Source organism: Acinetobacter sp. YH12131 (genome assembly GCF_013418635.1).
Lineage (GTDB): Bacteria > Pseudomonadota > Gammaproteobacteria > Pseudomonadales > Moraxellaceae > Acinetobacter > Acinetobacter towneri.
This window is the reverse complement of sequence record NZ_VPBQ01000001.1, coordinates 373323-399041: the sequence shown is the minus strand read 5'-3', so window position 1 is coordinate 399041 and position 25719 is coordinate 373323. Positions and strand designations below refer to the sequence as shown.

The following is a 25719-nucleotide window of genomic DNA, read 5'->3' as shown; positions in this document are numbered from 1 at the left end:
AAATTTAAGCACAGACTATGTTAATAGATTTTGAGGCCTTACTGAAAAAAATCAGATCAATTCTGGGATTTTTCACTTAATTTGCTGATTAATTCGGCAAACTCAAAATACCCATCTAACAATTTCAGCTTGTGGTTGATTAGTTTGACACTCTCGCCTACGCACAAACATTCAACAACAGCTCATCATGCCCCACTTTCGTCAGCAATTTTCCATCATCCTCTATTCAAAAGATTTATTCTGCGCACAGCAACAGAGATTGATTCAGAATTGTCATCAATTCACGCTAAAATGATTGGTGATAATGGCTTTTTCCGTTATAATTTGGCGTTTTTAAAATTTTAAGCCTGCATGACAGCAAAAGAATTATTTTTGTCAGACTGTCATGCGTTTAGCCCAATCGGAAATTATGGAGTGACTTGGTTGTGAGTACTCGTTTTATGACATCAGCTGAAATTCGTGAAGCATTTTTGCGTTACTTTGAATCGCAAGGGCATACACGTGTCGCATCGAGTTCTCTAGTACCCGCCAATGACCCAACCCTGTTATTTACCAATGCAGGTATGAACCAGTTTAAAGACTGTTTTCTTGGGCTGGAAAAACGTGATTATGTACGTGCTGTATCGTCACAAAAATGTGTGCGTGCAGGCGGTAAACATAACGATTTAGACAATGTGGGTTATACCGCACGTCACCATACTTTCTTTGAAATGTTAGGTAACTTCTCGTTTGGTGATTATTTCAAACGTGATGCAATTAAATTTGCTTGGGAATTTTTAACCAGTGAACAATGGTTAGCGCTACCAAAAGACCGTTTATATGCCACGGTTTACCACACCGATGATGAAGCATTTGACATCTGGAACAAAGAAATTGGTTTAGATGCTTCTCGTATTATCCGTATTGGCGATAACAAAGGCGGCCAATATGCTTCAGACAACTTCTGGGCAATGGGTGATACAGGTCCTTGCGGTCCGTGTTCTGAAATTTTCTATGATCATGGCGATCATATCTGGGGTGGCTTACCAGGCACACCTGAAGAAGATGGCGACCGTTTCATTGAAATTTGGAACAACGTATTCATGCAGTTCAACCGCACTGCAGATGGTGTATTACACCCGCTTCCAGCACCTTCTGTAGATACAGGTATGGGCTTGGAGCGTATTTCTGCAGTATTGCAACATGTGAATTCAAACTACGAAATTGACCTGTTCCAGCACTTACTCAAAAATGCAGCACAGATTATTGGTTTAGACACGACTGCTCTTGAAGTAACTGCACAGCAAACTGGCAAGCCTGTAGACTACCCTGCTTCACTCAAAGTAGTTGCTGACCACGCTCGTTCTTGCTGCTTCCTAATTGCCGATGGCGTGAATCCATCGAATGAAGGTCGTGGTTATGTATTGCGTCGTATTATTCGTCGTGCAGTACGTCACGGCAACAAGCTTGGCGCAACAGGTTCATTCTTCCACAAAATGCTTCAGCCTTTAATTGAGGTGATGGGTCAGGCCTATCCTGAACTTGCAGCACAACAAGCGCGTATTGAAGCGCAACTTCTAAAAGAAGAAGAACAATTTGCCAAAACGCTTGAGCAAGGTTTGAAATTGCTTGAGGGTGAATTGGCACAGCTTAAAGGCTCAGTCATTCCTGGTGAAGTAGTATTTAAACTATATGACACTTATGGCTTCCCAACAGATTTAACAGCAGACATTGCACGTGAGCGCGACTTGACCATTGACGAAGCAGGCTTTGAAGTTGAAATGGCAGCGCAACGTCAACGTGCACGCGATGCAGGTAAATTTGCAGTTGACTACAACTCAATTGTAAAAGTTGAAGGTGAAACTCAATTTGATGGCTATGACTCAACAACTGGTCAGGGTCAAATTGTGGCTATTTATAAAGATGGCGAACAAGTCGATGAAGTAGTTGAAGGCGATGAAGCTTTAATCGTACTCAATCAAACCCCGTTCTATGCAGAAAGCGGTGGTCAGATTGGTGATACAGGTCTATTCAAAAACGAAACAGGTATTTTTGAAGTTCAAGACACCAAAAAATCTGGCGGTGCTTTTGTTCATCAAGGTATTGTTACCATGGGCAGTTTAAAAGCTGCGCAAGCGGTGGAAGCGATTGTAAAAGCAGACATCCGCGAAGCTACTGCACGCAACCACTCTGCAACACACTTATTGCACGCTGCCCTACGTCAAGTTTTAGGTGCACACGTACAGCAAAAAGGTTCGTTGGTTGCTTCTGATATTTTACGTTTTGACTTTGCCAATGACCAACCTGTGTCATTTGAACAATTGCAAGAAATTGAGCGTTTGGTAAATGCAGAAGTCATTGCCAATACCGCAGTTTCTACTGAATTACTGGATATTGAAGCAGCCAAAGCCAAAGGCGCAATGATGCTATTTGGTGAAAAGTATGGCGATGAAGTTCGCGTACTTTCTATGGGTTCAATCATTGAAGATAAAAACTTCTCCATTGAACTTTGTGGCGGTATTCACGTGAAACGTACAGGTGATATTGGTCTGTTCAAAATCATCTCTGAAGGTGGTGTTGCAGCTGGTGTACGTCGTATTGAAGCAATTACAGGCAGCAAAGCCGTTGAAGCCGTTCAAAAAACTGAACGCGATATCAACAGCATCAATGCTTTGTTGAAAGCACAAAAAGACCAAACTTTAGAAAAAGTGAATACATTGGTCGATACAGCATCTAGCCTTCAAAAGCAGATTGAACAGCTCAATCAAAAATTAGCGCACTTCCAAGCAGCTGAACTTTTAAGTCAAGTACAAGAACTTGCTGGACGTACCACGCTCATTACCACTGTACAAAATATGGATGCAAAATCACTGCGTAATTTGCACGACGGTGTAAAATCCAAACTCGACCAAGCAGTGATTGTACTTGCAGGTGTAGAAGGCGATAAAGTCAGCTTAATCGCTTCTGTTGCACCAGACTTTACTGCTACGATTAAAGCAGGAGACATCATCAAACACTTGGCTACAGAACTAGGTGGTAAAGGTGGTGGTAAACCTGATTTGGCACAAGGTGGCGCGCCACTTAACGAGAACTTTGCAACGGTGATGGCAGGTTTAACTGCTTGGCTTGCGGCAAAATAATCTCACTTTTTGTGTAACTGACCCTGAGCAGGTAAATTCGGGGTCATGGCTTATATGGAACAACTATGGCACTAATCGTTCAAAAATATGGCGGTACCTCAATGGGTACTCCCGAGCGCATTTTAAATGTTGCTCGTCGTGTGAAGCGCTGGCATGATCATGGCCACAAAGTAGTGGTTGTCGTTTCTGCCATGAGTGGCGAAACCAATCGCCTACTCGCTCTCGCGAAAGCCATTACCGAAACCCCTGATCCGCGTGAATTAGACCAAATGGTGTCTACAGGCGAACAGGTGACGATTTCGATGTTAGCGATGGCGCTGAATTCTATTGGCGTTGCAGCAAAATCACTAACTGGTCGCCAAGTTGGTATTCAAACTGACAGCGCATTTACCAAAGCACGTATTGAAGCGATTAATACTGACGTGTTAACTGAAAACCTAGACGCAGGCCGTGTGATTGTGGTTGCTGGTTTCCAAGGGTTTGATGCTGAAGGTAACACCACGACTTTAGGTCGTGGCGGTTCTGATACTTCTGGCGTTGCACTTGCTGCTGCATTGAAAGCCGATGAATGTCAAATTTATACTGACGTAGATGGCGTTTACACCACAGACCCACGCGTTGCACCAAAAGCCAAAAAAGTAGATCGTATTTCTTTTGAAGAAATGCTAGAAATGGCTTCTTTAGGTTCTAAAGTATTGCAAATTCGTGCGGTTGAATTTGCAGGTAAATACCAAGTACCTTTACGTGTATTATCAAGTTTTGATAATGACAATGATGGCGCATTCGACGAAGATTTTAAACAAAATGTCGGCACACTCATTACTACTGAATTGGAAGACAACATGGAACAACCTATCATCTCAGGTATCGCGTTTAACCGTGACGAAGCAAAATTAACTATTTTAGGTGTGCCTGATGAGCCAGGTATTGCATCTAAAATCTTGTCACCTATTGGCGCTGCCAATGTTGAAGTTGACATGATCATCCAAAACGTAGAAGAAGATGGTACTACCGACTTTACTTTTACTGTAAACCGTGGCGAACTTGCCAAAGCAAAATCAATTCTTGAAGCAACTGCCAAAGAAATTGGTGCACGTGAAGTCGCTACACGTGGTGACATCGTGAAAGTATCTATCGTTGGTGTAGGTATGCGTTCACATGCAGGTGTTGCAAGCAAAATGTTTACTGCCCTTGCAGATGAAGGCATTAACATTCTCATGATTTCTACTTCTGAAATTAAAATTTCAGTCATTATTGAAGAAAACTATTTAGAGCTTGCAGTACGTACTTTACACACTGTATTTGGTCTAGATCGTGAAAGCGGTGAGTCTAGCGCACGCGCTTAATACGCCCCTGTCAGAAAATGTAATTGTCTGACAAATTTTGCGAAAAAGTACAAAAAAATAGAGCCACTATAGTTTTTTTTATAGTGGCTCTGTTATATTGAGCAACATGCTTTCATAAATTTTGGCAGCGCTGTATCTTATAAAATAAATAATGATACGTTCCGTTAAAATTTACTGGTTTTTATTTGGTTGTGACTTTTAAATTGCTTTAAAAATCAATGCAGGTTTAGCATTTTGCAAGGAGATAAACATGCTGATTCTGACCCGACGTGTCGGAGAAACATTAATGATTGGGGACCAAGTCAGCGTGACTGTGCTTGGTGTCAAAGGTAACCAAGTTCGTATTGGTGTAAATGCCCCGAAAGAAGTATCGGTTCATCGTGAAGAAATCTATCAACGTATTCAACACGAACGTGCCATGCACGAGCATTTGCAACACTTAGATCAAGATTATCAACCTTCATTTGAAGAAGATAACTACTCGCAAAATGACTTTAATCGTTAAACGATTAAGGTAATTGAATATAAAGCGGCTCATTTGCCGCTTTAAATTTTTCTGCTGAATGCTTTTTAAAAACTTGCCCTGATTCAAATCATGTAAAAGCTATTTTACAGGCAACTCAGCACAAGTTTTGCATGAAAATTACTGTGAGTTTTCCATTAACTCTAAAGCCTTACGCACAGGTGCAAAACTACGTCGATGTGCCGCAATTACACCATGCTGTGCAATGGCGTCAAAATGTGCTTTGGTTGGATAACCTTTGTGTTTAGCAAAACCAAATTGTGGAAATGCTTGATCAAGCAATACCATTTCACGGTCACGCGCCACTTTAGCTAAAATACTAGCTGCTGAAATTTCTGCATGCAATGCATCACCCCCAACAACTGCGTCACAAGACATCGCTAAACCTTGTGGAATTTTATTGCCATCGACTAAGACATGTTCAGGTTGAATAGACAAGGCTTCCACCGCACGGCGCATCGCCAATAAAGATGCTTGCAAAATATTCAGCTCATCAATTTCGGCTGCAGAGGCTTCTGCAATTGCCCAAGCCAAAGCCTTTTCCTGAATTTCAACAAACAACTTTTCACGTTTTTTTTCAGTCAGCTTTTTAGAGTCATTCAAACCTTCAATCGGGTTATTCGGATCTAAAATAACTGCCGCAGCGACAACAGAACCCACTAAAGGCCCACGTCCTGCTTCATCTACACCTGCAATTTTCATCATCTTTTTCCAGAAAAATAGGCTGAAATCTTCAGCCTATCTTACGATGCGAATCAACACGCACCATCTTTAATTTTACAGAATCAGTAAACTTATCTTACTGCTTCTGCCACACATGCATTAATGGTTCTTGATACTGCATTGCTCACAATCGTTGCACGTGCAGCAGGGTCAATTGCTGCAGTGGCTAAATCTACTGCAGTCACGTTTTGTGGTGCTTTTTCACTGACACAACCACAAATTTCCGCTTGAACATTTTGCTTTTGCGTTGGTGTCATAACACGTGTCGCAGTGTGCCATGCAGGAATGTTATTTAATTCAGTCACGCACTTGGCATTAATTGCAATTTTAATAGCCGCCATACCCAATTGTTGAGTTGCTGTCGGTGCAGTTGTCGTTCCTGTAGTAGTACCTGTAGTTGTGGTACATGCAGATAAAACCAAAGCGATAGGTGCCAATACAGCGAGTAGTTTTTTCATGGATATTTCCTGTATTTAATATTCAAGTCATTTGGGTGAAACAATGCCGCTATTGTGCCTAAACTTGTTTGGCGAAGGAATAGCTTTTTGCAATTTCTACATTCAAGTGCTTAGGCTAGAGGCTGTTGATAATTCTTCTATGTTTGCGACATGAGAGATATATCTCGCAACGTTTTTTAGCCGATATAAAGCATGAGGCAGGAAATTAGTCATTCTAAATGACTGACTCATAACGCAATAGCAGCAAAAAATATGCTCGTTCCCTCAAGAACGCTATTTTTTTGCAGCGTCGCAGATTTTCAACACTCCGTTGCAGGTGGATACTTTTTTCGCTACATGCTGTTGTTTAGCATGCAAGCACACTATTCGCCTGAAATACAACATGAACAGTTCCACTTCATATTACACCCGTACCGCACAAGTTTTACATTGGCTCATGGCGATTATTTTTATTGGTGATTCGCTTATTTTGGCGTTACACCCACCCTGCGCCACAACTGCCTGACAGCATGTCACCGTTGATGAAAACACTAGCGCATTTAGGACATCTAGGTCTGTATTTTATGCTGATTGCGATTCCAATCACGGGCTGTTTGTTTAGCTGGAGCGTGGGTAAACCTGTGCCTGTGTTGTATTTATTTGAAATTCCAGCCTTGGTGGATAAGAACTCCGAACTATTAGCAATTGTTAAACCTGTGCATACTTATTTGTCATGGTTTGCAGGGGCAATGGTGGTTGGGCATATGCTTGCAGCACTTAAACATCACTTTATAGATAAAGACGATGTATTGCGTAGTATGACGCAACAAGGTAAATAATTTTTAAAGCTTGAGTTTAAAGCGATTCAAATCGTTCTCCCACAAAAAAGCAGCTTAAATTAAGCTGCTTTTTTGTAGTCTAAGCTAATCTAAATTCAGTTTAACTCATCCCAATGCTTGAATTTGCTCAATCCATTTTTGCTTTTCTTCAGCCGAAATAAATGAAGCTTCAAAAGAATTAACCGCCAATTGTTTTAATTCAGCATTGCTTAAATCTAAAGCTTGGCTAATAGCAACAAAGTTATCATTCATATAACCACCAAAATAAGATGGATCATCTGAATTAACTGTCACTTTAACACCCTGCTGCAATAAACGGCGGATGTTGTGCTGTGCCATATCATCCACTACGCATAGCTTTAAATTACTCAATGGACAGACCGTGAGCGGCATTTTCTCTGCAATTAGACGTTGCATTAATACAGGATCTTCTTCAGAACGCACACCATGATCAATACGGTTTACTTTCAGTAAATCTAATGCTTCCCAAACATATTCGGCTGGCCCTTCTTCGCCTGCATGTGCCACGACTAAAAAGCCTGCTTCACGTGCTTTGGCAAAGACACGTTCAAACTTTGAAGGTGGATGTCCAACTTCGCTTGAGTCCAAACCCACTGCGATAATTTGATCTTTATAAGGCAAAGCCTGTTGAAGTGTGGCAAATGCTGCATCTTCGCTTAAATGACGCAAGAAACACATAATTAAATTTGAACTGATGCCTAATTTTGTTTGCGCATCATCACAAGCACGTTGTAAGCCATTAATCACGGTTGCAAATGCCACACCACGCTCGGTATGGGTTTGCGGATCAAAAAACATTTCGGTATGTACCACACGGTCTTCAACACATTTTTCAAAATATGCCCAAGCCAAATCGTAAAAATCTTGCTCATGCACCAACACTTGTGCGCCTGCATAATAAATATCTAAAAAAGACTGCAAGTTATGAAAGTTATATGCTTGTTTGACTTCTTCTACGGACTCATAAGGGATGTCTATTTGGTTGCGCTGCGCAATGGCAAACATCAATTCAGGTTCAAAAGTACCTTCAATATGCACATGCAATTCTGCTTTAGGTAATGCACAGATTAGCTCAAGTTGATTCATGTTCTGTCCTTTTTGCTATTTTATGGGAGAATATTAAAAAATTGATCAAAATAAAAAAGGGTGCAAACTGAGTTTACACCCCTTTTCAGTTTAAGAATATTAACCGCCAAACATGGCAAATTTTAATGCCCAAAGTGCAGCAATAATCCACACCATATAAGGTACAGACTTGGCTTTGCCAGTGAGTAGTTTAATCAGCGCATAGCTAATAAAGCCCATAGCGATGCCATCGGCAATAGAATAAGTAAATGGCATGAACACGACTGTTAAGAATGCAGGCACGGCTTCGGTGATGTCATCCCAATCAATATGCACAATGCCTTGAATCATCAACACACCCACAAATAACAAGGCAGGTGCAGTCGCAAAACCTGGTACCGATTGCGCAAGTGGTGCCAAGAACAAACAGGCAATAAACAACAAGCCAACAATCACTGCGGTTAAGCCTGTACGACCACCCGCTGCAACACCTGCAGATGATTCAATATACGGCGTTGTTGAAGATGTACCCAATGCCGCACCTGCAACAATTGCAGAAGAATCGGCAAAAAGTGCTTTTTTCAAACGGGGTAATTTACCATCTTGCAACAAGCCTGCACGGTGTGAAACACCCACTAAAGTACCTGTAGAGTCGAATAAATCGACTAAGAAAAATACGAAAATTACGCCAATTAAACTTGCTGTAAATAGACCTTCAAAGTCCATTTGCATAAAAGTAGGTGCAATAGATGGAATTTCACCAACCACACCTTTAAATTCGCTTAAACCTAAAGCTGTTGAAATAGCAGTCAGCACCAAAATACTGATGATAATTGCACCACGTACTTTAAAGTGATGCATTACTACAACCATTAAAAAGCCAAGTAGCGCTAACAGTACTGATGGTTGTTTTAAGTCACCCAAGCCCACCAAAGTCGCAGGATTATCAACAATAACACCTGCATTTTTTAGGGCGATTAAAGCTAGGAATAAACCAATACCACCGCCAATGGCTAGTTTTAATGACATGGGAATGGCATTAACAATGGCTTCACGGATTTTAAACATGCTAATGGCAATGAAAATAATCCCTGATACAAAAACTGCAGCCAAAGCCGTTTGCCAAGGCACACCCATGCCTAAACACACCGAGTAAGTGAAATAGGCGTTTAGCCCCATGCCTGGTGCGAGTGCGATTGGGTAATTGGCAACAATTCCCATCACCAAGCAGCCAATAGCTGCGGCTAAACAGGTGGCGACAAAGACAGCTCCATGATCCATTCCTGTTTCAGATAAAATCATCGGATTGACAATAATGATGTAACACATGGTTAAGAATGTGGTTACACCCGCCAAAATCTCGGTACGGAATGTGGTCTTGTTTTCGCTTAATTTGAATAAGCGCTCAAGCATTCCCGCTGAGGATGGATTAGGAGTCGTCATGACCTAGCCCCTGTAAATAAACTGAATTTGCAGCATGACGCAATTTTAAGTCAGCACTTAAAAGCCTGTGTCAGTTGCGGCAATGGATTTGCCCAATGAGCATGTAAAATTACATGAAAAAGATAAACTTAATTCACAATCAAGCATTTGATTTTATCAAAATCAAAAATTCGGAATGCTAAATAAAAAAGCCGCATAAATTTTATGCAGCTTTGTTCATCTTTTTTTTACTTCAGTCACTCTCAAAAGTAATGCCTTTGAGTTGTGATGAAGCAGTTTCAATTGGCAAATTATACCATAGGGATTTTTTAAAAATTCTAGTTTTTTGAATTAAAGATAAAATTTTACGATAAAGTGAAGCACACAAAAGTGTGATGAATAAAGCAATTACCACACATTATGTTAGAAATTTCTACGCTTATTCTGTGACTTGCAAAATCTGTGGTGTAGCCGCTTCTGTTTTTTCTAGCGATAAATTTGCAGATTCAGTCAAAACTCGGTTCAGTTCTGCCTGCTTTCGCGTTTCCTCTTCCAAGTAAACGAGATAACCTAATAAAACGACCAACACCACCAAAACTGGCACAAGAATGTGTTTCATGTCATTTACTTTTATTGAACAATTTTCATACATATTAGCAAAAATTATGCGCGGTGTAACTCTTAATACGCCCCAGTCAAAATTTGTGCTTCAGCGATCAAACTCAATCTATTACATTAAGCCATTGTATGAATGGTATTTTTAAAACGTTTCCAAGATACATAGAAAAATGTTGTTGCAATTGCGATTAACCATAGAAAGGAAGGCCAGACCACATCCAATCCTGCATTTCGGTATAAAATTGCTTGCGCCAATGTTACAAAATGCATTGTCGTTGCAATCAACATGATATTTTGAATAATTTCTGGCATGCTTTCTCGTGGTGTACTTGCCCCAGACAACATTTGCAAGGGAATCAGAATAAGCATCATCAGCAAACCGAATTGCGGCATCGATTTAGACACGGTTGCCATATATATACCCATTGAGGTTGTTGCAAATAAGGTCAGCAAGGCTCCAAAGAAAAATAACAGCAAACTTCCTTCTATGGGTACCTGTAATGCCCCCTGCACCACTACTTTTAAGCCTAAAAAAGCTGCTAAAAGCACCACAAGGCTCATCGATAAAACCTTTGCCAGCATAATTTCAAAAACCGTGACTAGCATAACCGTTAAATGCTTAATGGTGCCATGTTCTCGCTCACGAATCAGTGCACAAATGAAATGTGGAAAGAGGCTTCAAAGCTCTAGTGCAAAATAAAAACCAATTAGTGCAAAATAAGCCGAAAACTTACATGTGTACACCACTGTGTACATATTTTTAAACTATAAGCGAATTTATGTATCTTTAAGAAAAGCAATAAAAAAGCCCTAAATCGTTATAATTCAGAGCTTTATTACTTATATGAAGTTATGTAACAACATATAATTTTAATGTATTGGTAGGCATATCCAGACTCGAACTGGAGACCTCTACGATGTCAACGTAGCGCTCTAACCAACTGAGCTATACGCCTAAAGTGCTTCGCATCATATTCAGTTTTGATTTTTAAGACAAGTCCTTTCTGTGTTTTTTCAACACATCCGAGCAAGTTTTAAGCAAATCAAAAAACACCTGCTCTGAAACACGGTCATGTTCAGGCGCATAAGAATATTGTTGATAGCACACGCCTAAACGCTTAAATGCCTCTTGTTCATTTGCATCTACCTGCGCTGCTAAACGCTGCATCCACACACTCACTGTTTCTGCATCCTGTTTTTGCAACTGAGCGGGCAATCTTTTAGAAAATTTGTCTAAGGCACGATTTATGCGAGAACCTTGCTGACGTTTTTTCCAAAAAATCCAGCCAAAATACCCTGCTAAGATCATGAGAATACTTGAAACCAACACCGCTGCCAAAGCATAGTTTGAGTGCAGCCCTAAGCGTCCAAACCAGTGACGCTGTGACTCGGCATCATAACCCACGACCTTGCTTTGCCATTGATAACTTGCATAATCACTCCACACCCGTAAAGAACGAATAAAATTAGAATGTTGGTATTGCCACATTTGTGTGTCAGCACCCAAAACGGCCCGATCATCTGCCATTAGGTTTTGCATACCATCATCTATACGTTGAGGTGCAATGATGGCTGTCGGGTCTATGCGTACCCATTGTTGATTGAGCAACACTTCTGTCCAAGCATGTGCATCTTGCTGTCGTACTTCCCAGCTTTGTCCATCGGGTGCAAGTTCCCCACCCTGATAGCCCACGACTACACGCGCTGGAATCCCGACATAACGCATCAATAAGGCAAAACTTGAGGCATAATGTTCACAAAAACCTTGCTTACTCTGAAACAAGAATTCATCGACTCGGTTTTGTCCGAGCATTCCAGGTTTTAAGGTATAACTAAAGCCATTATTGCGATACCACTGCAATACATTCTGCACGTAGCGTTCAGGTTGTTGCTGACTTTGAGCAAACATCTGCAGGGCAAATTGCTGAGCTTTTGGGTCAGATTGCGTCTGTACCTGAACATTTAAACGCTGGCTAAAGCGTCGATAACGCTCGTTCTGTGCATCATCCCCTTGAATACGTGCAGATTCCCCAACCCACTGCAAAGCAATCGGTTGAATCCGACCATTTTGACGCTGTGGCACCATACTCCAATCACGGCGTAATACATAACCGTGTTGATTCGGTACAGATTTTTCCAGCGCCATAATCCACTGTGCACGTGGGTCTGCTGCAATATATTGATACTGAAAATCGACTTGCTCTGGCTGTAATTGTGCTGCCTGAACGGGTTGTTGATTGCTAAAATTGCTTGTCCATGTGCGACCATCATATTGATCAAGTACCATCGCCCGCCAATATAGTTTTGAACGTGGCGGCAGTTGCTGCATATTCCCCACAATACGAAATGCCAAAGCAGAAGATTGTGATAATTCGGCAATATCGCCCGGTGACATCGTGTCACTAATACCTGTCACGCCTTTGGCATCAGGAATAGGTACATGCCACAATGGCGGTAAACGTGGAAAGAATAAAAACAATAATAAAAAGAATGGCAAAGCGTATGCGATAAACTTGGCGACATTTTTAAGGTCATGCTTTGCATCTTGCCTGCTCGAATGACGCGACGCATAATCTGAAAATGCACTTTTTTGAATCCGATATAACCCAATTAAACAACTGATTAAACATAGAATGACCAACACGGTCATCCACATGCTCTGGCTGTATAAAAATGAACTGGCGCTCACAAAAAGCGCAAAATTAAATAAAATAATCAGGTCGCGCTGAGTATGACTTTCTAAAGCTTTGGCAAACAAAAAGGTGCTTAATAAGGCAACCCCTGCCTCTACACCAATCAGGCTTTTATAACTCAAATAAATGCTGGCTAAGGCACAACAGGTCAATCCATAAGTCCAAACTTTAGAAATACGCGCTGTCTTGTTTTTATAGTGAAGATACAACAGCAACAACATGAGTCCGAAAATGACACTCAATGCCACAGGGCTAAACAGCATGTGAGCAGCCAAAATTAAGATCAGGCTAAGCAGAATAGATTGCTGAATCGAATTGTGCATTATCATCAAGCCTGTGCCAAAAGAATTTTTGCCTGTTTCAACTGCCGCTCGCCTACGCCTTTTTCAAGGGTCGCATGCGGCAAAAACATCGCATAATTCAACTGTTGTTGTTCACATTGTTCAACTAAGCCCATCATCAAACTTAGTTTTTCTTCGTGGGTCGGTGCAGGCATGTGTTCATAGTGAATGTCGATACTCTGTTGATCCTGATATTGTTCAAAAACTTTCACATATAAGCCCTGACCGCGTGCCGCTTGCTTCCACGACACGGCTTGTAAGGAATCGCCCAATTGAAAATCACGCAGCTCACGAAACTCGTCTAAATCGGGTTGAAAGCTGTGTTGATGCTGTTTATTCTCTGCGCTATACATGGCGGCTTTGGGTGCCACCCACGCGGTACGTGACAAATTCAAATAAGTCCACGCACGTACCAAGCCAAAAGGATAAACCGAATAAATGTGTAAATAAGGATAATGAAACTGCCCACGTTGCGCTGCAAAAAATGTCAACACATACTGCTGCTGAGTGTCTTGAATAAGAACCTTTTCTAATTGATGATCGGCTTTAATCCATAAATAGCGTGCCTGCGCGACCTCTTGTTTGAAATGCAATTGTAATTGCAATACTTCACCTACTTGCCCAACTTCGGTGGTCACAATTTCAATCTCTAATTCATGCAGCTGCTTAAAGGTCAAATAAAAACTGATACATAAAATGGCACTGATCAAAAAGCAAAAGCCTAAAATCAGGTTATTGCCATAATTCACGCCTGCAATAAACGTGATCAAAATCAGCACTAAATACAGATAGCCCTGTTGGTAAATAAAAACCAAAATATCTTTTTGTTTTAAGGCCTTGTGTCGATCAAATTTAAAACGTGTCTTGATCCAGTTTTGCCATGCCTGCTTAAACATGCGTGTACTAACTCACTTTAACCTGTTGCATCACATACAAAGTTTCTGCCTCACTCAATCCAATACGATGTGCAGCAACTGCCACAAATACCGCTTGAATATCATCGGCAGTGACAAAACTACGTTGCTCAATTAGAGCATGTGCTTGTGCTGCTTTTTTCAATGCCAAAACACCACGGGTAGATAATCCGTGACGCACTTTACGGGTTTCTGTGGCTAAGTCGAGTAAGTAATCTAGCGCGGTATCTGACACATAAATTTCCGTGACCAATTGCTGTAAATTTAAAATTTCTGTTTCAGTAAAAATATGGGCCAAACTGGCAATCAGCGCATGTCTGGAGTTTTGTTGCAGCAACATTTTTTCAGCAAAACGCGATGGATAACCCAAAGACAGACGCATTAAAAAACGATCAAGCTGTGATTCTGGCAGCGCATAAGTACCACTTTGAAACAGTGGATTTTGTGTGGCAATCACCCAAAAAGGTTGCGGCAAGCTATAACGCACACCATCCACCGTAACCGCGCCTTCTTCCATCGCTTCCAACAAGGCACTTTGGGTTTTAGGCGAACAACGGTTAATTTCATCTGCCAATAAAATTTGGGTAAAAATAGGGCCTTGCTTAAACTCAAATTGATGTTCTTTTTGATTAAACATATTCACGCCAATCACATCACTGGCCAGCATGTCATTGGTAAACTGAATACGCTGAAATTGCAGACCCGCCAAGTGCGATAAGGCACTCGATAAAGTCGTTTTACCTAATCCGGGTAAATCTTCAAAAAGCACATGCCCGCCCGCCAACAAACAACTTAACGCCAATTTGGTCTGCTGTTCTTTATCTAAAATAATGGTATTAATTTCAGTCAAAAAAGCCTGAATTTTTCCAGCATAAGATTCAATCTGTGCATTGAGCTGTTGCTGCGCTTGCGTCAGTTGTTGTTTTTGAACTTTTTCTGTACCCCAAATCACAGTAAATCCCCTTATCCCCAATAAAAAACGGCGCATGTTTAAACATACACCGTTTTGCTAAATTTCCAAAGAAATCCTCGAGATATTCTAAACTGCCTAAAAAAGTAAGTTTTAAACAGCTCGTATCTCTATACGTTTCCATCGTGATACGGGATTAACACGGACACTTTTTCAAACCACCTTTTGCCGATGGATAACGCGCATCGACACAGTAGCGATAAAAAGTCTTCGGATCCATGGCTTCTAAATCTGGATGATGCTTACGCATGTGTTCCAAATAATTCTGATAATCGGGTACACCGACCATTAAACGAAAACTTTGTTGCAAACGCTGCCATAAAGTAGCGATACGCGACCAGTTTTTCGGATTCAGAATCAAATCCTTTTGCGACATGATGGTCATTTTAATGATGTTGTAAATCACCGTTTTACTCTGTTGGGCAAATTTAAGCTTAATCATGTGCTCACTCCTAATGACCACTATTCGGCTGAATCGTTTCAGGATCACGATAAATCGCTTCAGCTTCATGTACAGTTGGTGTTGGACTTGCCAAGGCACGACGAATCACCCCAATGGCAGCGAACAACATCACAAATGCCACAATCATAAAGAAACCACATAACACGGCATTAATTTGATTGGACATGACAATGGTTTGCATTTCAGTCACTGTTTTTGCAGGTGCTAAAATTTCATTGCGTTGAATTGCAGCATTGAAACGATCTGCTTGCGCCAAGAAACCAATTTTGGGATTGTCGTGGAAAATCTTTTGCCAACCTGCAGTCATTGAAGTAATGAACAAGAAAACTGTAGGGATAATCGTCACCCAAACATATTTTTCTTTTTTCATTTTAAACAGAATCACTGTACCTAAAATGAGCGCCATCGCTGCCAAAATTTGGTTACCAATACCAAATAGAGGCCATAAGCTATTAATACCGCCTAAAGGATCGACCACGCCTTGATAGACGAAGAAGCCCCAACCAGCCACCGCAACTGCTGTGCCAAGCAAGTTACCAAAGAAGTTATGTGAGTTTTTCACTGCAGGAATAACAATACCTACAGTATCTTGCACCATAAAACGGCAAGCACGTGTGCCTGCATCTACTGCAGTTAAAATAAATAAGGCTTCAAATAAAATGGCAAAGTGATACCAGAATGCCATCATTGAGCGGTTATTAAAAATCTCGGTGATGATATGTGCCATACCAATTGCAAACGTTGGCGCACCACCCGTACGTGACAGAATCGAGCTTTCACCGACTTCTTTTGCCAAAATGGTTAAAGCCTCAGGAGTCACTACAAAGCCTAAATTTCGTACCGCTTCTGCTGCACTTTCCACCGTTGTACCTAAAACTGCAGTGGGTGCATTAATGGCAAAGTACACGCCTGGGTCTAGCACCGTGGCACAAATCATTGCCATGATTGCCACGAAAGACTCCATCAACATGCCGCCATAACCAATCATCCGAATGTCTTTTTCGTTATTGACCAGTTTTGGCGTCGTACCTGAAGACACTAAGGCGTGGAAACCTGAAATCGCACCGCAGGCAATGGTAATAAATAAGAATGGGAACAATGAACCCGCAAATACTGGCCCTGTACCATCAATAAAATGGGTCACCGCAGGCATCTTCATTTCAGGCATTGCAAACACAATCCCGACAGCCAAACCCGCTATAACACCAATTTTTAAGAACGTCGATAAATAATCACGTGGCGCCAATAACAACCACACTGGCAAAACTGAAGCAATAAAACCGTAGGCAATTAAACACCACGTTAATTCTGTGCCACTTAAAGTAAATAAAGGCCCCCAGAATGGATGCTGTGCAACATTTTCACCATAAATAATACCCATCATCATCAGGACAAAACCAATAATGGAAACCTCAGCAATTTTCCCCGGACGAATAAAACGCATATAAATGCCCATGAAAATCGCAATTGGGATGGTGGCTGCAATACTAAATACGCCCCACGGACTATTGGTTAAAGCTTTCACGACAACCAAAGCGAGTACGGCAAGAATAATCACCATCACGCCCAGCGCACCCAGCATGACAATCACACCAGCAAATGAACCCAACTCTTGTTTTGCCATTTCTCCCAAAGAACGCCCATCACGACGTGTAGAAATAAACAAAACCAAAAAGTCTTGGACTGCACCTGCCAACACCACCCCGACTAAAAGCCAGATCGTGCCGGGTAAATAACCCATTTGTGCTGCAAGAATAGGCCCAACTAAAGGGCCTGCACCTGCAATCGCGGCAAAGTGGTGACCAAATAACACACTTTTATTGGTGGGCACATAATCTAAACCGTCAGCCAAACGATGTGCGGGCGTTAAGCGTCGCTCATTCAACTCAAATACTTTGGTGGCAATAAATAAACTGTAGAAGCGGTATGCAATGCTATAGACACAGACCGCAGCTAAAACTAACCAGACTGCATTGACGTGTTCGCCTCTACTGACTGCCAATATCCCAAAAGATACTGCACCCAATATAGCGACCAAAAGCCATATAATTTTTGAAGTCAGACCTGACTTCGGTTGAACTGTTTCCATGTCAATCTCTCTTCTTGTTACATTTTTTAAGCGTTACTTTTATTGTCGAGATGTAGCTTTATTTCCTAAATCCTTGGTTGATCCTGCTCCTTTTATTTTGATGTCTGCTGCCCTTACATCCATAGTGTGCGCTACCGTACACTTAAATGGAGCACCAACAGTTTCCTATACTTTTCACCTATTCTTTTACCACATAATCAAATCAACAAAAAAGGGGGATGACGCGAATCATCCCCCTCTTTTACTTATGATTTATCAATAAATCATTATGCGCGTTCTAGGTATTCACCTGTACGTGTATCTACACGAACGCTTTCTTCTTGCTGTACGAATAAAGGAACACGTACCACTGCACCTGTTTCTAATTTCGCTGGTTTACCGCCACCACCAGAAGTATCGCCACGTACACCCGGATCAGTTTCGACAATTTTTAATACCACGAAGTTTGGTGCGTTTACAGTTAAAGGCACACCGTTAAACAACATAATGGTACATTTTTCGTTTGAATCATCTTTTAACCATTTTGCAGCATCGCCCATTGCGGTTTTGTCAGCAGCAATTTGCTCAAAAGATACAGGATCCATGAAGTTCCACATTTCGCCATCGTTGTAGAGGTATTCCATTTCTACTTCTACAATGTCAGCTGCTTCTAGTGAATCACCAGACTTAAATGTTTTTTCTAAAACTTTACCAGAACGAAGGTTACGAAGTTTTACGCGGTTAAACGCTTGACCTTTACCTGGCTTTACATATTCATTTTCCATGATTGAACATGGGTTACCATCAAGCATAACCTTAAGGCCTGACTTGAAATCATTCGTAGAATAATAGGCCATGACTGGCACACTCCAAACTGACTAACTTAACTATTTATGTTACAAAGCAAATGACCAACGCAGCTTTGCGATGCTCGCCATCTTGCAACATCTTTTTTCATCGGACGTATTGTAAATGAGCAAGCCATAACGAAGCAATGAAAATCCACTACCGATCACCTCAAGATATCGGTAAAATCAGCTGTTTTGTAATGATTCTGATTCAAAGCGATTAATCATTCGCGGCATTCACGCTCAATGAACAAAGAATTCATCTACGCTAAATAGATGTGTACTTGGTTCCTTTCACCTCATATTTAAATCTTTTCTGGCATGATCAACTACCTGTACCAAGAACAAAACTGGCAATCTCAACTCAGTGACTTGATCACCGACCCACGCGAATTGTTAAATATTTTAGAGCTGTCTGAACAGCAGTTGCTGTCAGGTGCTTTACTGGCATCCAATCAGTTTAAATTGCGTATCCCGCGTGCATTTGTGGCCAAAATGCAAAAAGGCAATCCACTCGATCCTTTACTGTTACAGGTTCTGCCGCATCATTTAGAACTGGAAGATCATCCTGGATTTGTGACCGATCCTTTGGGTGAGGAACAAGCCAATCAACAACCTGGAGTCTTACACAAATATAAATCACGCTTTTTGCTGACCTTGACTGGTGCTTGCGCAGTACATTGTCGTTATTGTTTCCGCAGGCACTTTCCTTATCAGGAAAATCTGCCAAAAACTGAAGACTGGGACAATATCCGTAATTACATTGAAAGTCAGCCCGATATTAATGAAGTGATTTTAAGTGGTGGCGACCCGCTCACTTTGTCAAATCGTAAATTAAATATCTGGATTGAGCGATTGGCGTCTATTCCGCAAATAAAATTTTTGAGAATTCATTCACGAGTTCCGATTGTTATTCCCAACCGTGTCGATGAATCGCTGATTTCCTTACTAAAAAATAGTAGGCTGCGTATTATTCTAGTGGTACACTCGAACCACGCATCAGAATTAGATGACTTTACCTGTTCGCAACTTGCCAAGTTAGTCGAACAAAACATCACCGTTCTGAATCAAGCAGTCTTATTAAATGGGGTCAATAATTCTGCTCAGGTCTTGGTCGATTTAAGCTATCGTCTTTTTGATGCAGGGGTGATGCCTTACTATTTACACGTGTTAGATAAAGTAAAAGGAGCGCATCATTTTGATCTAATGCCATCTGACATTGATCATATTTATAAAGAGCTTTTAGCGAACTTGCCAGGCTATCTCGTTCCTAAACTCGTTAGGGAAATTGCGGGCGAAAAAAACAAGACACCGCTTTTTGGGGTTTCAACTTATTGAGTTAAATAACAACCATGAACATGAATACTTCAGATCTTTTTCAGGTTCCCAGCGAACTAAAGCTGGAGCAATTGAGTTTTTGTCAAAATACGGTTAAAAGCATTCAGGCATGGGCAGCGGATTTATCCATTTTACAATTGGGTGATTCTTCCCAAGCTCTATTTAATGCACTTTTAGAAATTTCAGAACTGAAATGTCAGGAAACATTACGTTTTGACTTAATTCAAGCTATTCATCCGACACTTGAAAATGTGCTTACCAGTCTGGAAAAGCATTTTTTCAACCAGGCTTTGATTAGTAATGACCGCAACGATCATATTATTGAACTCGCGCTGTTATTACGCAGTCATTTCGCCAAAGTCTATATTAATATTTCCCGACGTAGCCACCAACAACTCACCCAACAAAAATTTTCTTTATTTGCCTTTAATTTAAAAAAGAACTTACAAACTGCACGAGTTCTATCTAGCTATTATGCTTTACAACAATTAGCTCTACTGCGCTATCAACAACACATGCTTTATAGCCACGCCTTGCCAAATCAGTGGTTAATTGCACACCAACTTTTAGATACAGCCATTCAACAACATTATTATTTAAATAATATTAATCAGTTACAAGGCACACAACATCAACTGATTAATATTGCTCAAGCCTATGCACAGCTGATTTTATTGGAAATTTTCAATACCCATCAAATTCGACCTGCAGAAATTCAAGGCTTATATCTCTGTAGCTTTGATTGGGCAAAACTGATTCAAGTTTTACCCAAAGAAACGACGCTTTCACGTTATGTGGTCGATGCAAGCAAAGATCATCCACCTATTTACAATACGCACCAAAGCCAAGGTTTTCATGCCAATATTTTTATTGCAACTCAACCCCTACTCGATCATTTAAATGAAGTTCAAGGTCGTAAAGGTGAACATTTATCACGCAATGAAAAGCTATTCTTAACCCCTGCTTTGCATTTCCATTTGCACAATATTTTGACCAATACAGCAGAACGTGTGCATGAGCGTTATGAATATTCGGCACGGATTAAAATTTGCTTTGGTTTGACTGTGGCACATTTTTATCTGTCTAATGGTAAAAACTTCAATGAAACGCTGGCTTTGGGCGATAACTACCAATTCCAGAATGAAAGCCAGTTTATCAATGCCATGCATACCAACTCTACGGTAGATATTAGCGCTGTTAAAACCTTAGACCGTGAAGCCAAACAAATTTACAATGCCGATGTTTTAGATATTAGTGTCAATGGCTATCGTATTAAATGGACGGGTGAAACACCGAAAAACCTTAAAACAGGTGAATTTATTCTGGTTCAGGAAAATAGCCAAAGTCCGTGGCGTGGTGGTGTCATTCGCTGGATTAAACAATCTGCTGAAAAAAGCTTAGAACTTGGCTTGGAAATTTTAACCCAAGATATTTACCCTTGTGCTGTTTTTGTTAAAACAGATCGGCATACAGGACATTATCATCCAGCATTATTGGTACAAAGTACGCAGGTCAATGAAGTCAATACCTCATTGATTTTGCCAAGTCTGCAATTATTACGTGACAAACAAACCGTACAGCTACGTTTAGGTGAAGAAGAACTAAAAGTGTTCTTAATTAAGCCGTTATTGATTACCCAAAGCTTTATGCGCTTTGATTTTGAGTTGTTGAATGACCAACAACAGCCTTTACTTGATGGTTTTATTCAGAAACAAGTGAATGAAGTTAAAAATCACGATTTATGGGAAGCATTAAAGTGAGAAATCCATTATTGTCTAAAAAGCTCAAACGTACCGAAACACGTTTACTCATAATCGATGACAACCAAATACGTTTTAATCAAATTTGTGAACAACTCACTGCAAATGAGCACCGTGTTCAGGCTTATCTATTAGATGACATTAAAAACTTTGAAAAACAATTACATTTAACTTGGGATTTGGTGATCTTTGGTCGTGCTTATGACCTAAAAGTCGATCAGGCACTCACTTTAATTCGTGCATCACAGCAACCAAATTTACCGCTACTTTTGCTCAAACCAGACGATTACGATGCCACGCAATACACCAGTTATGTGCGCAAAGGCATCTATGACATTATCAATTTAGATTACCCCGAACGCTTCTATTTTGGCTTAATTCGCGCACTGTCTTTTAGTCGCTTACAGCAGTCACAAGAACAACTTATGACTGAACTGGAAAATGCACAATCACAAGCTCAGGCGTTGGTCGAAGACAGTAGCAAAGCAGTAGCCATTATTCAGGAAGGAATTCATGCACAAGCCAATGCTGAATATTTACAGCTATTTGGTTTAAAAAGTGAAGATGACCTTATTGGCTTGCCATTATTGGATTTATTGCAACCGCAAGATATTACAGATTTTAAATTCCGCTTTAAGAAAGTCAGTCAAGGACAATTTGAACACGGCCGTTTTGATATTCATAGCCAAAACCCGCTTCTGGCAAAACAAAACCCGCTCAAAATTGAATTTGTTGGAGCAGCTGACGACGCCATACAAATCACCATAGATATTGAAAATACGGCGCAAAATACTGTCCCTGCTCAAACGACAGCAGACAAAGCAGCGACAAAACCAAGCACCTACCAATTGGTAAATCGCACTTTAGCCAAACAGCCATCTAATGCCAATGCTTTGGTGGTGTTTTCTTTGGCGAACTGCCCTGAATCAATTTTCCAAGCCGACTGGCAAACCACAAAAAATTACTTTGCCAACATCCGAAACTTTTTAAAAGAACAGACCAATGTACCTTTATTTAATGTGAGTAATGGTTTAGTGGTTGGTTTGTTCCAAGCAGAATCGCCTGCAATTTTAGAATCGAAACTGATTGGCTTAAATTCACTCACGAAACCTCAATTACTTACGGTAGATCAACACAGCTACCCGCTTAATTTGCGTATTGGTTATGTGCCACTCACTCAAGACATTCAAAATGAAAGCAGTTTTGAGCAACTGATTAGTCAAGGTTTTGCCAACGCATTACCACAACCGCAAGAACAACATAACTCAGGTTTAGCCTTAGACTTGTCATTTGGTGAATCTAATTTAAATGTAATTGAATCTGCCGCAGCTGTACCACAATCGTATAGTGAATCTGCGATTATTGCAGCGATACGTCAAAGTCTTGATCGTGGTGAAATTCATCTGAAGTATCAACAACTTTATGATAAGCAAGACACCAATTTATATACCTATGAAGTAACTAGTGGCTTTATTTTCAATAGTGAATGGAAATCACTGACAGGCTTAATAGATTTGGCTGAAGACCCAGAATTATCCATTAAACTGGATCGTTGGATTTTGGTCGAAGCTTGTAAACAATTGCACAACTTCATCACCCAATATCCTGAAGCGAAGCTGATTATCAATTTAAACAAATTTGTTTTATTACAAGACCGCAGCTTCCCTGAGTTTGTGTCTAAACTGATAACGATTATTGGTAGCCGCCTCAGCCATCCATTAATTTTGCAATTCTCTGAAGAAGACATCAGCCAAAACTTAGGTGATGCGCAGAAACAAATCAGTTTATTACGTCAGCACGGCGCTGAAATTTCTCTGCGTGATTTTGGTCATTCGATTTATAGTGAATCTATCTTGAAACAAGTCGATATTCACTACTTGACCTTGCACAGTGCACTGACTGAAAAACTGGCTGCTGATGACTCGACGCAAGAATTACAGGAACAATTGAGCATTTATAGTGAAATTAAACCTGTAGAAGTGTTATTGCGTGACTTAAATGATATGAACCTGTTTGCGAATGCGTGGAATGTCGATGCGCGCTTTATTCAGGGTGATTATTTCCAGAAAAAACTCGATCATTTAATTGATGTGCAAGACCAATAAGGTCTTGTGCATTAGGGTCTATTTGTAGACCCTAAAATTTAAGGCACAAAAAAACGGGCAATTGCCCGTTTTTTTCGTACTGGATATTAACGTTTGATAGAACGTGACATACCAGCAAAACGTTGTTTGAACTTGTCGATACGACCGCCAGTGTCAACGTTCTTTTGCTTACCAGTGTAGAACGGGTGGCATGCAGAACATACGTCAAGATAAAGAGTTTCTTTACCAACTGCTGAACGAGTTTCGATTACGTTACCGCAAGAACAAGTTGCAACTAATTTTTCATATTTTGGGTGAATATCGGCGCGCATCGTCGATTACTCCTAAGATTTAAGAAGGCTTAAGCTGTCATCGCAATTGGTCACTCTCATTAAAAAAATGAGGACATGCTTTAAAAGCAGACCAACACCACAACAGACCATTCTTTTGGCCCACCGAGACGGATACCGTCAGAGCTAAGCACAACAAGTTGGGCAATATTATACGGAATAAAATATTTTAAAGCTAATTATTCTTAGGAATTTAATTCTTGCGGTTCGGTCGAATCGGGCTGCTTTTCGAGATAATTGGCTATCACACCGCACACCATCAACTGAATTTGATGGAAAATCATGATCGGTAAAACAATCATCCCCAACGGCTGCCCAATAAATAAAATTTGCGCCATCGGTACACCACTGGCTAAGGTTTTTTTGGAGCTACAAAAAAATGCGGCAATTTGGTCTTCACGTGCAAAACCCAACCATTGCGGCACAACCCACGCCAACCACATCACAAGGGTCAATAACACGGAACAAGCAATAATCAACAGCAATAAAGTCATACCACTAACTTGATGCCACAATCCTGCTACCACTGCCCCACTAAATGCACCATAAACCACCATCAAAATCGAACCCTGATCAAATACCTTGACCAGCTTTGGTAATTTCAACATCTGAGGAAAAACATAAGGACGTAATAACTGCCCCAAAATAAATGGCACCAATAACAATAAAGTAATTTGAATAATCGAATTTGTCGGGTCAAAACCGTGTTCAGACTGCCCTAAAATAAAGATGCCTACTAAAACTGGGGTAATAAACATCCCAATTAAATTAGAGAATGACGCACTGCAGACTGCGCTGGCAACATTGCCTTTTGCCACTGACGTAAAGGCAATTGAAGATTGCACGGTTGAAGGCAAAAAGCACATGAACAAAAAGCCCCAATACAGCTCCTGCCCGAGCATTGGCACTAGAATTGGCTTTGCCAGCAAACCTAAAATTGGGAATAACGCAAAGGTAAAAGTAAATACCAACGCATGCAATTTCCAATGCATCATGCCCTGAATGACAGCTTCACGTGATAATTTCGCCCCATGCAAAAAGAATAAGATTGCAATGGCAACTGTCGTAATCACACTAAAAACTTCGGCTGCTTGCCCTGACACAGGCACGACACTGGCGAGGATGACCATCACAAACAAAAGAATGGTAAAGCGATCCAATGCCAATAACTTCAACATAAACACATCCTGTATATTCTTTTACTGTTGCAAAAAAGCCCAGCAATTTTTACCTTTCGATAAAGGTATATTACTGAGCAATATTCAAAAAGCGAGCATTTTCAGGCGATGTTCAATATTTTCAAAATGAATACTGAACAACATTCAGTTTATTGCGCCATAAAGGTTTGGTTTTTACTGCTTCACTGATGAAGACTTAGTTATTACGTGCGTTCTGATCTTGCTGAATCAATTCAACTTTATAACCATCTGGGTCTTCAACAAAAGCAATGACAGTTACACCACCTTTCATTGGCCCTGCTTCACGTACCACATTGCCGCCGCGCGCTTTAATTTCTTCACATGCTTTGTAGGCATCGTCTACCGCAATTGCAATATGACCATAACCGTTGCCCAAATCATAGCTGTCTGTATCCCAGTTATGCGTCAACTCCAAAACGGTGTGATTTTCTTCATCGCCATAGCCTACAAAAGCAAGGGTAAAACGACCTTCTTCATAATCACGCTTACGCAGCAAAGTCATGCCTAAAACTTCTGTATAAAATTTTAATGATTGCTCTAAATTACCTACACGTAACATGGTATGCAGCATGCGCATG

General features: G+C 40.7%; 20 protein-coding genes, 1 tRNA gene and 2 pseudogenes. 7 read left to right on the top strand and 16 right to left on the bottom strand.

The genetic code is table 11. The annotated features are described in order from the left end of the window. The first annotated feature begins 425 nt into the window (after positions 1-425). The 3 genes from alaS to csrA all read left to right on the top strand — a co-directional run bounded on the left by alaS (position 426) and on the right by csrA (position 4970). Positions 426-3119, top strand: coding sequence for an alanine--tRNA ligase (gene alaS, locus FTU66_RS01935; protein ID WP_179995345.1), 2694 nt, complete (start codon positions 426-428; stop codon positions 3117-3119). A gap of 65 nt (positions 3120-3184) precedes the next feature. Continuing rightward, positions 3185-4465: an aspartate kinase gene (locus FTU66_RS01930; RefSeq protein WP_004971586.1), complete on the top strand. Its 1281-nt coding sequence runs from the start codon at positions 3185-3187 to the stop codon at positions 4463-4465. A 250-nt stretch (positions 4466-4715) separates the two neighbouring features. Next, positions 4716-4970, top strand: coding sequence for a carbon storage regulator CsrA (gene csrA / locus FTU66_RS01925; RefSeq protein ID WP_004971589.1), 255 nt, complete (start codon positions 4716-4718; stop codon positions 4968-4970). A gap of 138 nt (positions 4971-5108) precedes the next feature. Here the strand turns inward: csrA and rnhB are convergent, their stop codons facing one another. Together rnhB and FTU66_RS01915 are read right to left on the bottom strand one after the other, a co-directional pair. Beyond that, a complete protein-coding gene (rnhB, locus tag FTU66_RS01920; protein ID WP_306669747.1) occupies positions 5109-5693 on the bottom strand; it encodes a ribonuclease HII in 585 nt (194 codons plus the stop codon). 89 nt (positions 5694-5782) lie between these two features. Beyond that, positions 5783-6169 carry a hypothetical protein gene (locus tag FTU66_RS01915; protein ID WP_004971594.1) on the bottom strand — a complete coding sequence of 129 codons (387 nt, stop codon included), beginning with the start codon at positions 6167-6169 and terminating at the stop codon, positions 5783-5785. Positions 6170-6551: 382 nt separating this feature from the next. Here FTU66_RS01915 and FTU66_RS01910 point away from each other — a divergent pair. Then, positions 6552-6987, top strand: a pseudogene (locus tag FTU66_RS01910) (cytochrome b). A gap of 105 nt (positions 6988-7092) precedes the next feature. Here FTU66_RS01910 and FTU66_RS01905 read toward each other — a convergent pair. The 11 genes and pseudogenes from FTU66_RS01905 to efp all read right to left on the bottom strand — a co-directional run bounded on the left by FTU66_RS01905 (position 7093) and on the right by efp (position 18419). Then, a complete protein-coding gene (locus FTU66_RS01905; protein ID WP_180112218.1) occupies positions 7093-8094 on the bottom strand; it encodes an adenosine deaminase in 1002 nt (333 codons plus the stop codon). Between the two features lie 99 nt (positions 8095-8193). Then, the gene (locus FTU66_RS01900) at positions 8194-9516 is read right to left on the bottom strand and encodes an NCS2 family permease (protein ID WP_096901065.1); all 1323 of its coding nucleotides are present in this window, start codon (positions 9514-9516) and stop codon (positions 8194-8196) included. A gap of 418 nt (positions 9517-9934) precedes the next feature. After that, the gene (locus FTU66_RS01895; RefSeq protein WP_004971601.1) at positions 9935-10114 is read right to left on the bottom strand and encodes a hypothetical protein; all 180 of its coding nucleotides are present in this window, start codon (positions 10112-10114) and stop codon (positions 9935-9937) included. 116 nt (positions 10115-10230) lie between these two features. Then, positions 10231-10767: pseudogene (locus FTU66_RS01890) on the bottom strand (ABC transporter permease); the annotation flags it as partial. A gap of 225 nt (positions 10768-10992) precedes the next feature. Beyond that, positions 10993-11069, bottom strand: a tRNA-Val gene (locus FTU66_RS01885). Positions 11070-11101: 32 nt separating this feature from the next. Further along, positions 11102-13129: a DUF3488 and transglutaminase-like domain-containing protein gene (locus FTU66_RS01880; RefSeq protein WP_179989321.1), complete on the bottom strand. Its 2028-nt coding sequence runs from the start codon at positions 13127-13129 to the stop codon at positions 11102-11104. A gap of 5 nt (positions 13130-13134) precedes the next feature. Continuing rightward, on the bottom strand, positions 13135-14043 hold the full coding sequence (locus FTU66_RS01875; protein ID WP_154320866.1) for a DUF58 domain-containing protein: 909 nt from the start codon (positions 14041-14043) through the stop codon (positions 13135-13137). A 7-nt stretch (positions 14044-14050) separates the two neighbouring features. Next, positions 14051-15010, bottom strand: coding sequence for an AAA family ATPase (locus tag FTU66_RS01870; RefSeq protein WP_180112254.1), 960 nt, complete (start codon positions 15008-15010; stop codon positions 14051-14053). A gap of 157 nt (positions 15011-15167) precedes the next feature. Further along, positions 15168-15473 carry a YbdD/YjiX family protein gene (locus FTU66_RS01865; RefSeq protein ID WP_004971610.1) on the bottom strand — a complete coding sequence of 102 codons (306 nt, stop codon included), beginning with the start codon at positions 15471-15473 and terminating at the stop codon, positions 15168-15170. A 10-nt stretch (positions 15474-15483) separates the two neighbouring features. Continuing rightward, positions 15484-17583 carry a carbon starvation CstA family protein gene (locus FTU66_RS01860; protein ID WP_004971612.1) on the bottom strand — a complete coding sequence of 700 codons (2100 nt, stop codon included), beginning with the start codon at positions 17581-17583 and terminating at the stop codon, positions 15484-15486. 266 nt (positions 17584-17849) lie between these two features. Further along, the gene (efp, locus tag FTU66_RS01855; RefSeq protein ID WP_004971615.1) at positions 17850-18419 is read right to left on the bottom strand and encodes an elongation factor P; all 570 of its coding nucleotides are present in this window, start codon (positions 18417-18419) and stop codon (positions 17850-17852) included. Positions 18420-18731: 312 nt separating this feature from the next. Between efp and epmB the strand changes: the two genes are divergently transcribed. Genes epmB through FTU66_RS01840 form a run of 3 tightly spaced genes read left to right on the top strand, consistent with a single transcriptional unit; the run spans position 18732 to position 23613 of the window. Beyond that, positions 18732-19748, top strand: a complete 1017-nt coding sequence (gene epmB / locus FTU66_RS01850) for an EF-P beta-lysylation protein EpmB (protein ID WP_180059827.1) — start codon at positions 18732-18734, stop codon at positions 19746-19748. A gap of 14 nt (positions 19749-19762) precedes the next feature. Continuing rightward, complete coding sequence (locus FTU66_RS01845) at positions 19763-21508, top strand: GTPase (protein WP_180112217.1); 1746 nt, start codon at positions 19763-19765, stop codon at positions 21506-21508. Next, the gene (locus FTU66_RS01840; RefSeq protein WP_180112216.1) at positions 21490-23613 is read left to right on the top strand and encodes an EAL domain-containing protein; all 2124 of its coding nucleotides are present in this window, start codon (positions 21490-21492) and stop codon (positions 23611-23613) included. Before FTU66_RS01845 ends, FTU66_RS01840 begins: the two co-directional genes overlap by 19 nt. 86 nt (positions 23614-23699) lie before the next feature. Here FTU66_RS01840 and rpmE read toward each other — a convergent pair whose 3' ends face one another. The 3 genes from rpmE to gloA form a co-directional block, all read right to left on the bottom strand. After that, on the bottom strand, positions 23700-23924 hold the full coding sequence (rpmE, locus tag FTU66_RS01835) for a 50S ribosomal protein L31 (protein WP_004971624.1): 225 nt from the start codon (positions 23922-23924) through the stop codon (positions 23700-23702). Between the two features lie 203 nt (positions 23925-24127). Then, on the bottom strand, positions 24128-25126 hold the full coding sequence (locus FTU66_RS01830; protein ID WP_171062555.1) for a bile acid:sodium symporter family protein: 999 nt from the start codon (positions 25124-25126) through the stop codon (positions 24128-24130). Positions 25127-25316: 190 nt separating this feature from the next. Then, the gene (gene gloA, locus FTU66_RS01825; RefSeq protein ID WP_004971627.1) at positions 25317-25718 is read right to left on the bottom strand and encodes a lactoylglutathione lyase; all 402 of its coding nucleotides are present in this window, start codon (positions 25716-25718) and stop codon (positions 25317-25319) included. Between the last annotated feature and the right edge of the window lies 1 nt (position 25719).

Bases quoted from the DNA above. Each gene is read 5' to 3' on its own strand.
- FTU66_RS01865 (WP_004971610.1), bottom strand. From the start codon at position 15,473: ATGATTAAGCTTAAATTTGCCCAACAGAGTAAAACGGTGATTTACAAC.
- rpmE (WP_004971624.1), bottom strand. From the start codon at position 23,924: ATGCGCGCCGATATTCACCCAAAATATGAAAAATTAGTTGCAACTTGT.
- efp (WP_004971615.1), bottom strand. From the start codon at position 18,419: ATGGCCTATTATTCTACGAATGATTTCAAGTCAGGCCTTAAGGTTATG.
- epmB (WP_180059827.1), top strand. From the start codon at position 18,732: ATGATCAACTACCTGTACCAAGAACAAAACTGGCAATCTCAACTCAGT.
- gloA (WP_004971627.1), bottom strand. From the start codon at position 25,718: ATGCGCATGCTGCATACCATGTTACGTGTAGGTAATTTAGAGCAATCA.
- rnhB (WP_306669747.1), bottom strand. From the start codon at position 5,693: ATGATGAAAATTGCAGGTGTAGATGAAGCAGGACGTGGGCCTTTAGTG.
- FTU66_RS01915 (WP_004971594.1), bottom strand. From the start codon at position 6,169: ATGAAAAAACTACTCGCTGTATTGGCACCTATCGCTTTGGTTTTATCT.
- FTU66_RS01900 (WP_096901065.1), bottom strand. From the start codon at position 9,516: ATGACGACTCCTAATCCATCCTCAGCGGGAATGCTTGAGCGCTTATTC.
- FTU66_RS01840 (WP_180112216.1), top strand. From the start codon at position 21,490: ATGGGAAGCATTAAAGTGAGAAATCCATTATTGTCTAAAAAGCTCAAA.
- csrA (WP_004971589.1), top strand. From the start codon at position 4,716: ATGCTGATTCTGACCCGACGTGTCGGAGAAACATTAATGATTGGGGAC.
- FTU66_RS01895 (WP_004971601.1), bottom strand. From the start codon at position 10,114: ATGAAACACATTCTTGTGCCAGTTTTGGTGGTGTTGGTCGTTTTATTA.
- FTU66_RS01860 (WP_004971612.1), bottom strand. From the start codon at position 17,583: ATGGAAACAGTTCAACCGAAGTCAGGTCTGACTTCAAAAATTATATGG.
- FTU66_RS01880 (WP_179989321.1), bottom strand. From the start codon at position 13,129: ATGCACAATTCGATTCAGCAATCTATTCTGCTTAGCCTGATCTTAATT.
- FTU66_RS01875 (WP_154320866.1), bottom strand. From the start codon at position 14,043: ATGTTTAAGCAGGCATGGCAAAACTGGATCAAGACACGTTTTAAATTT.
- FTU66_RS01845 (WP_180112217.1), top strand. From the start codon at position 19,763: ATGAACATGAATACTTCAGATCTTTTTCAGGTTCCCAGCGAACTAAAG.
- FTU66_RS01930 (WP_004971586.1), top strand. From the start codon at position 3,185: ATGGCACTAATCGTTCAAAAATATGGCGGTACCTCAATGGGTACTCCC.
- FTU66_RS01905 (WP_180112218.1), bottom strand. From the start codon at position 8,094: ATGAATCAACTTGAGCTAATCTGTGCATTACCTAAAGCAGAATTGCAT.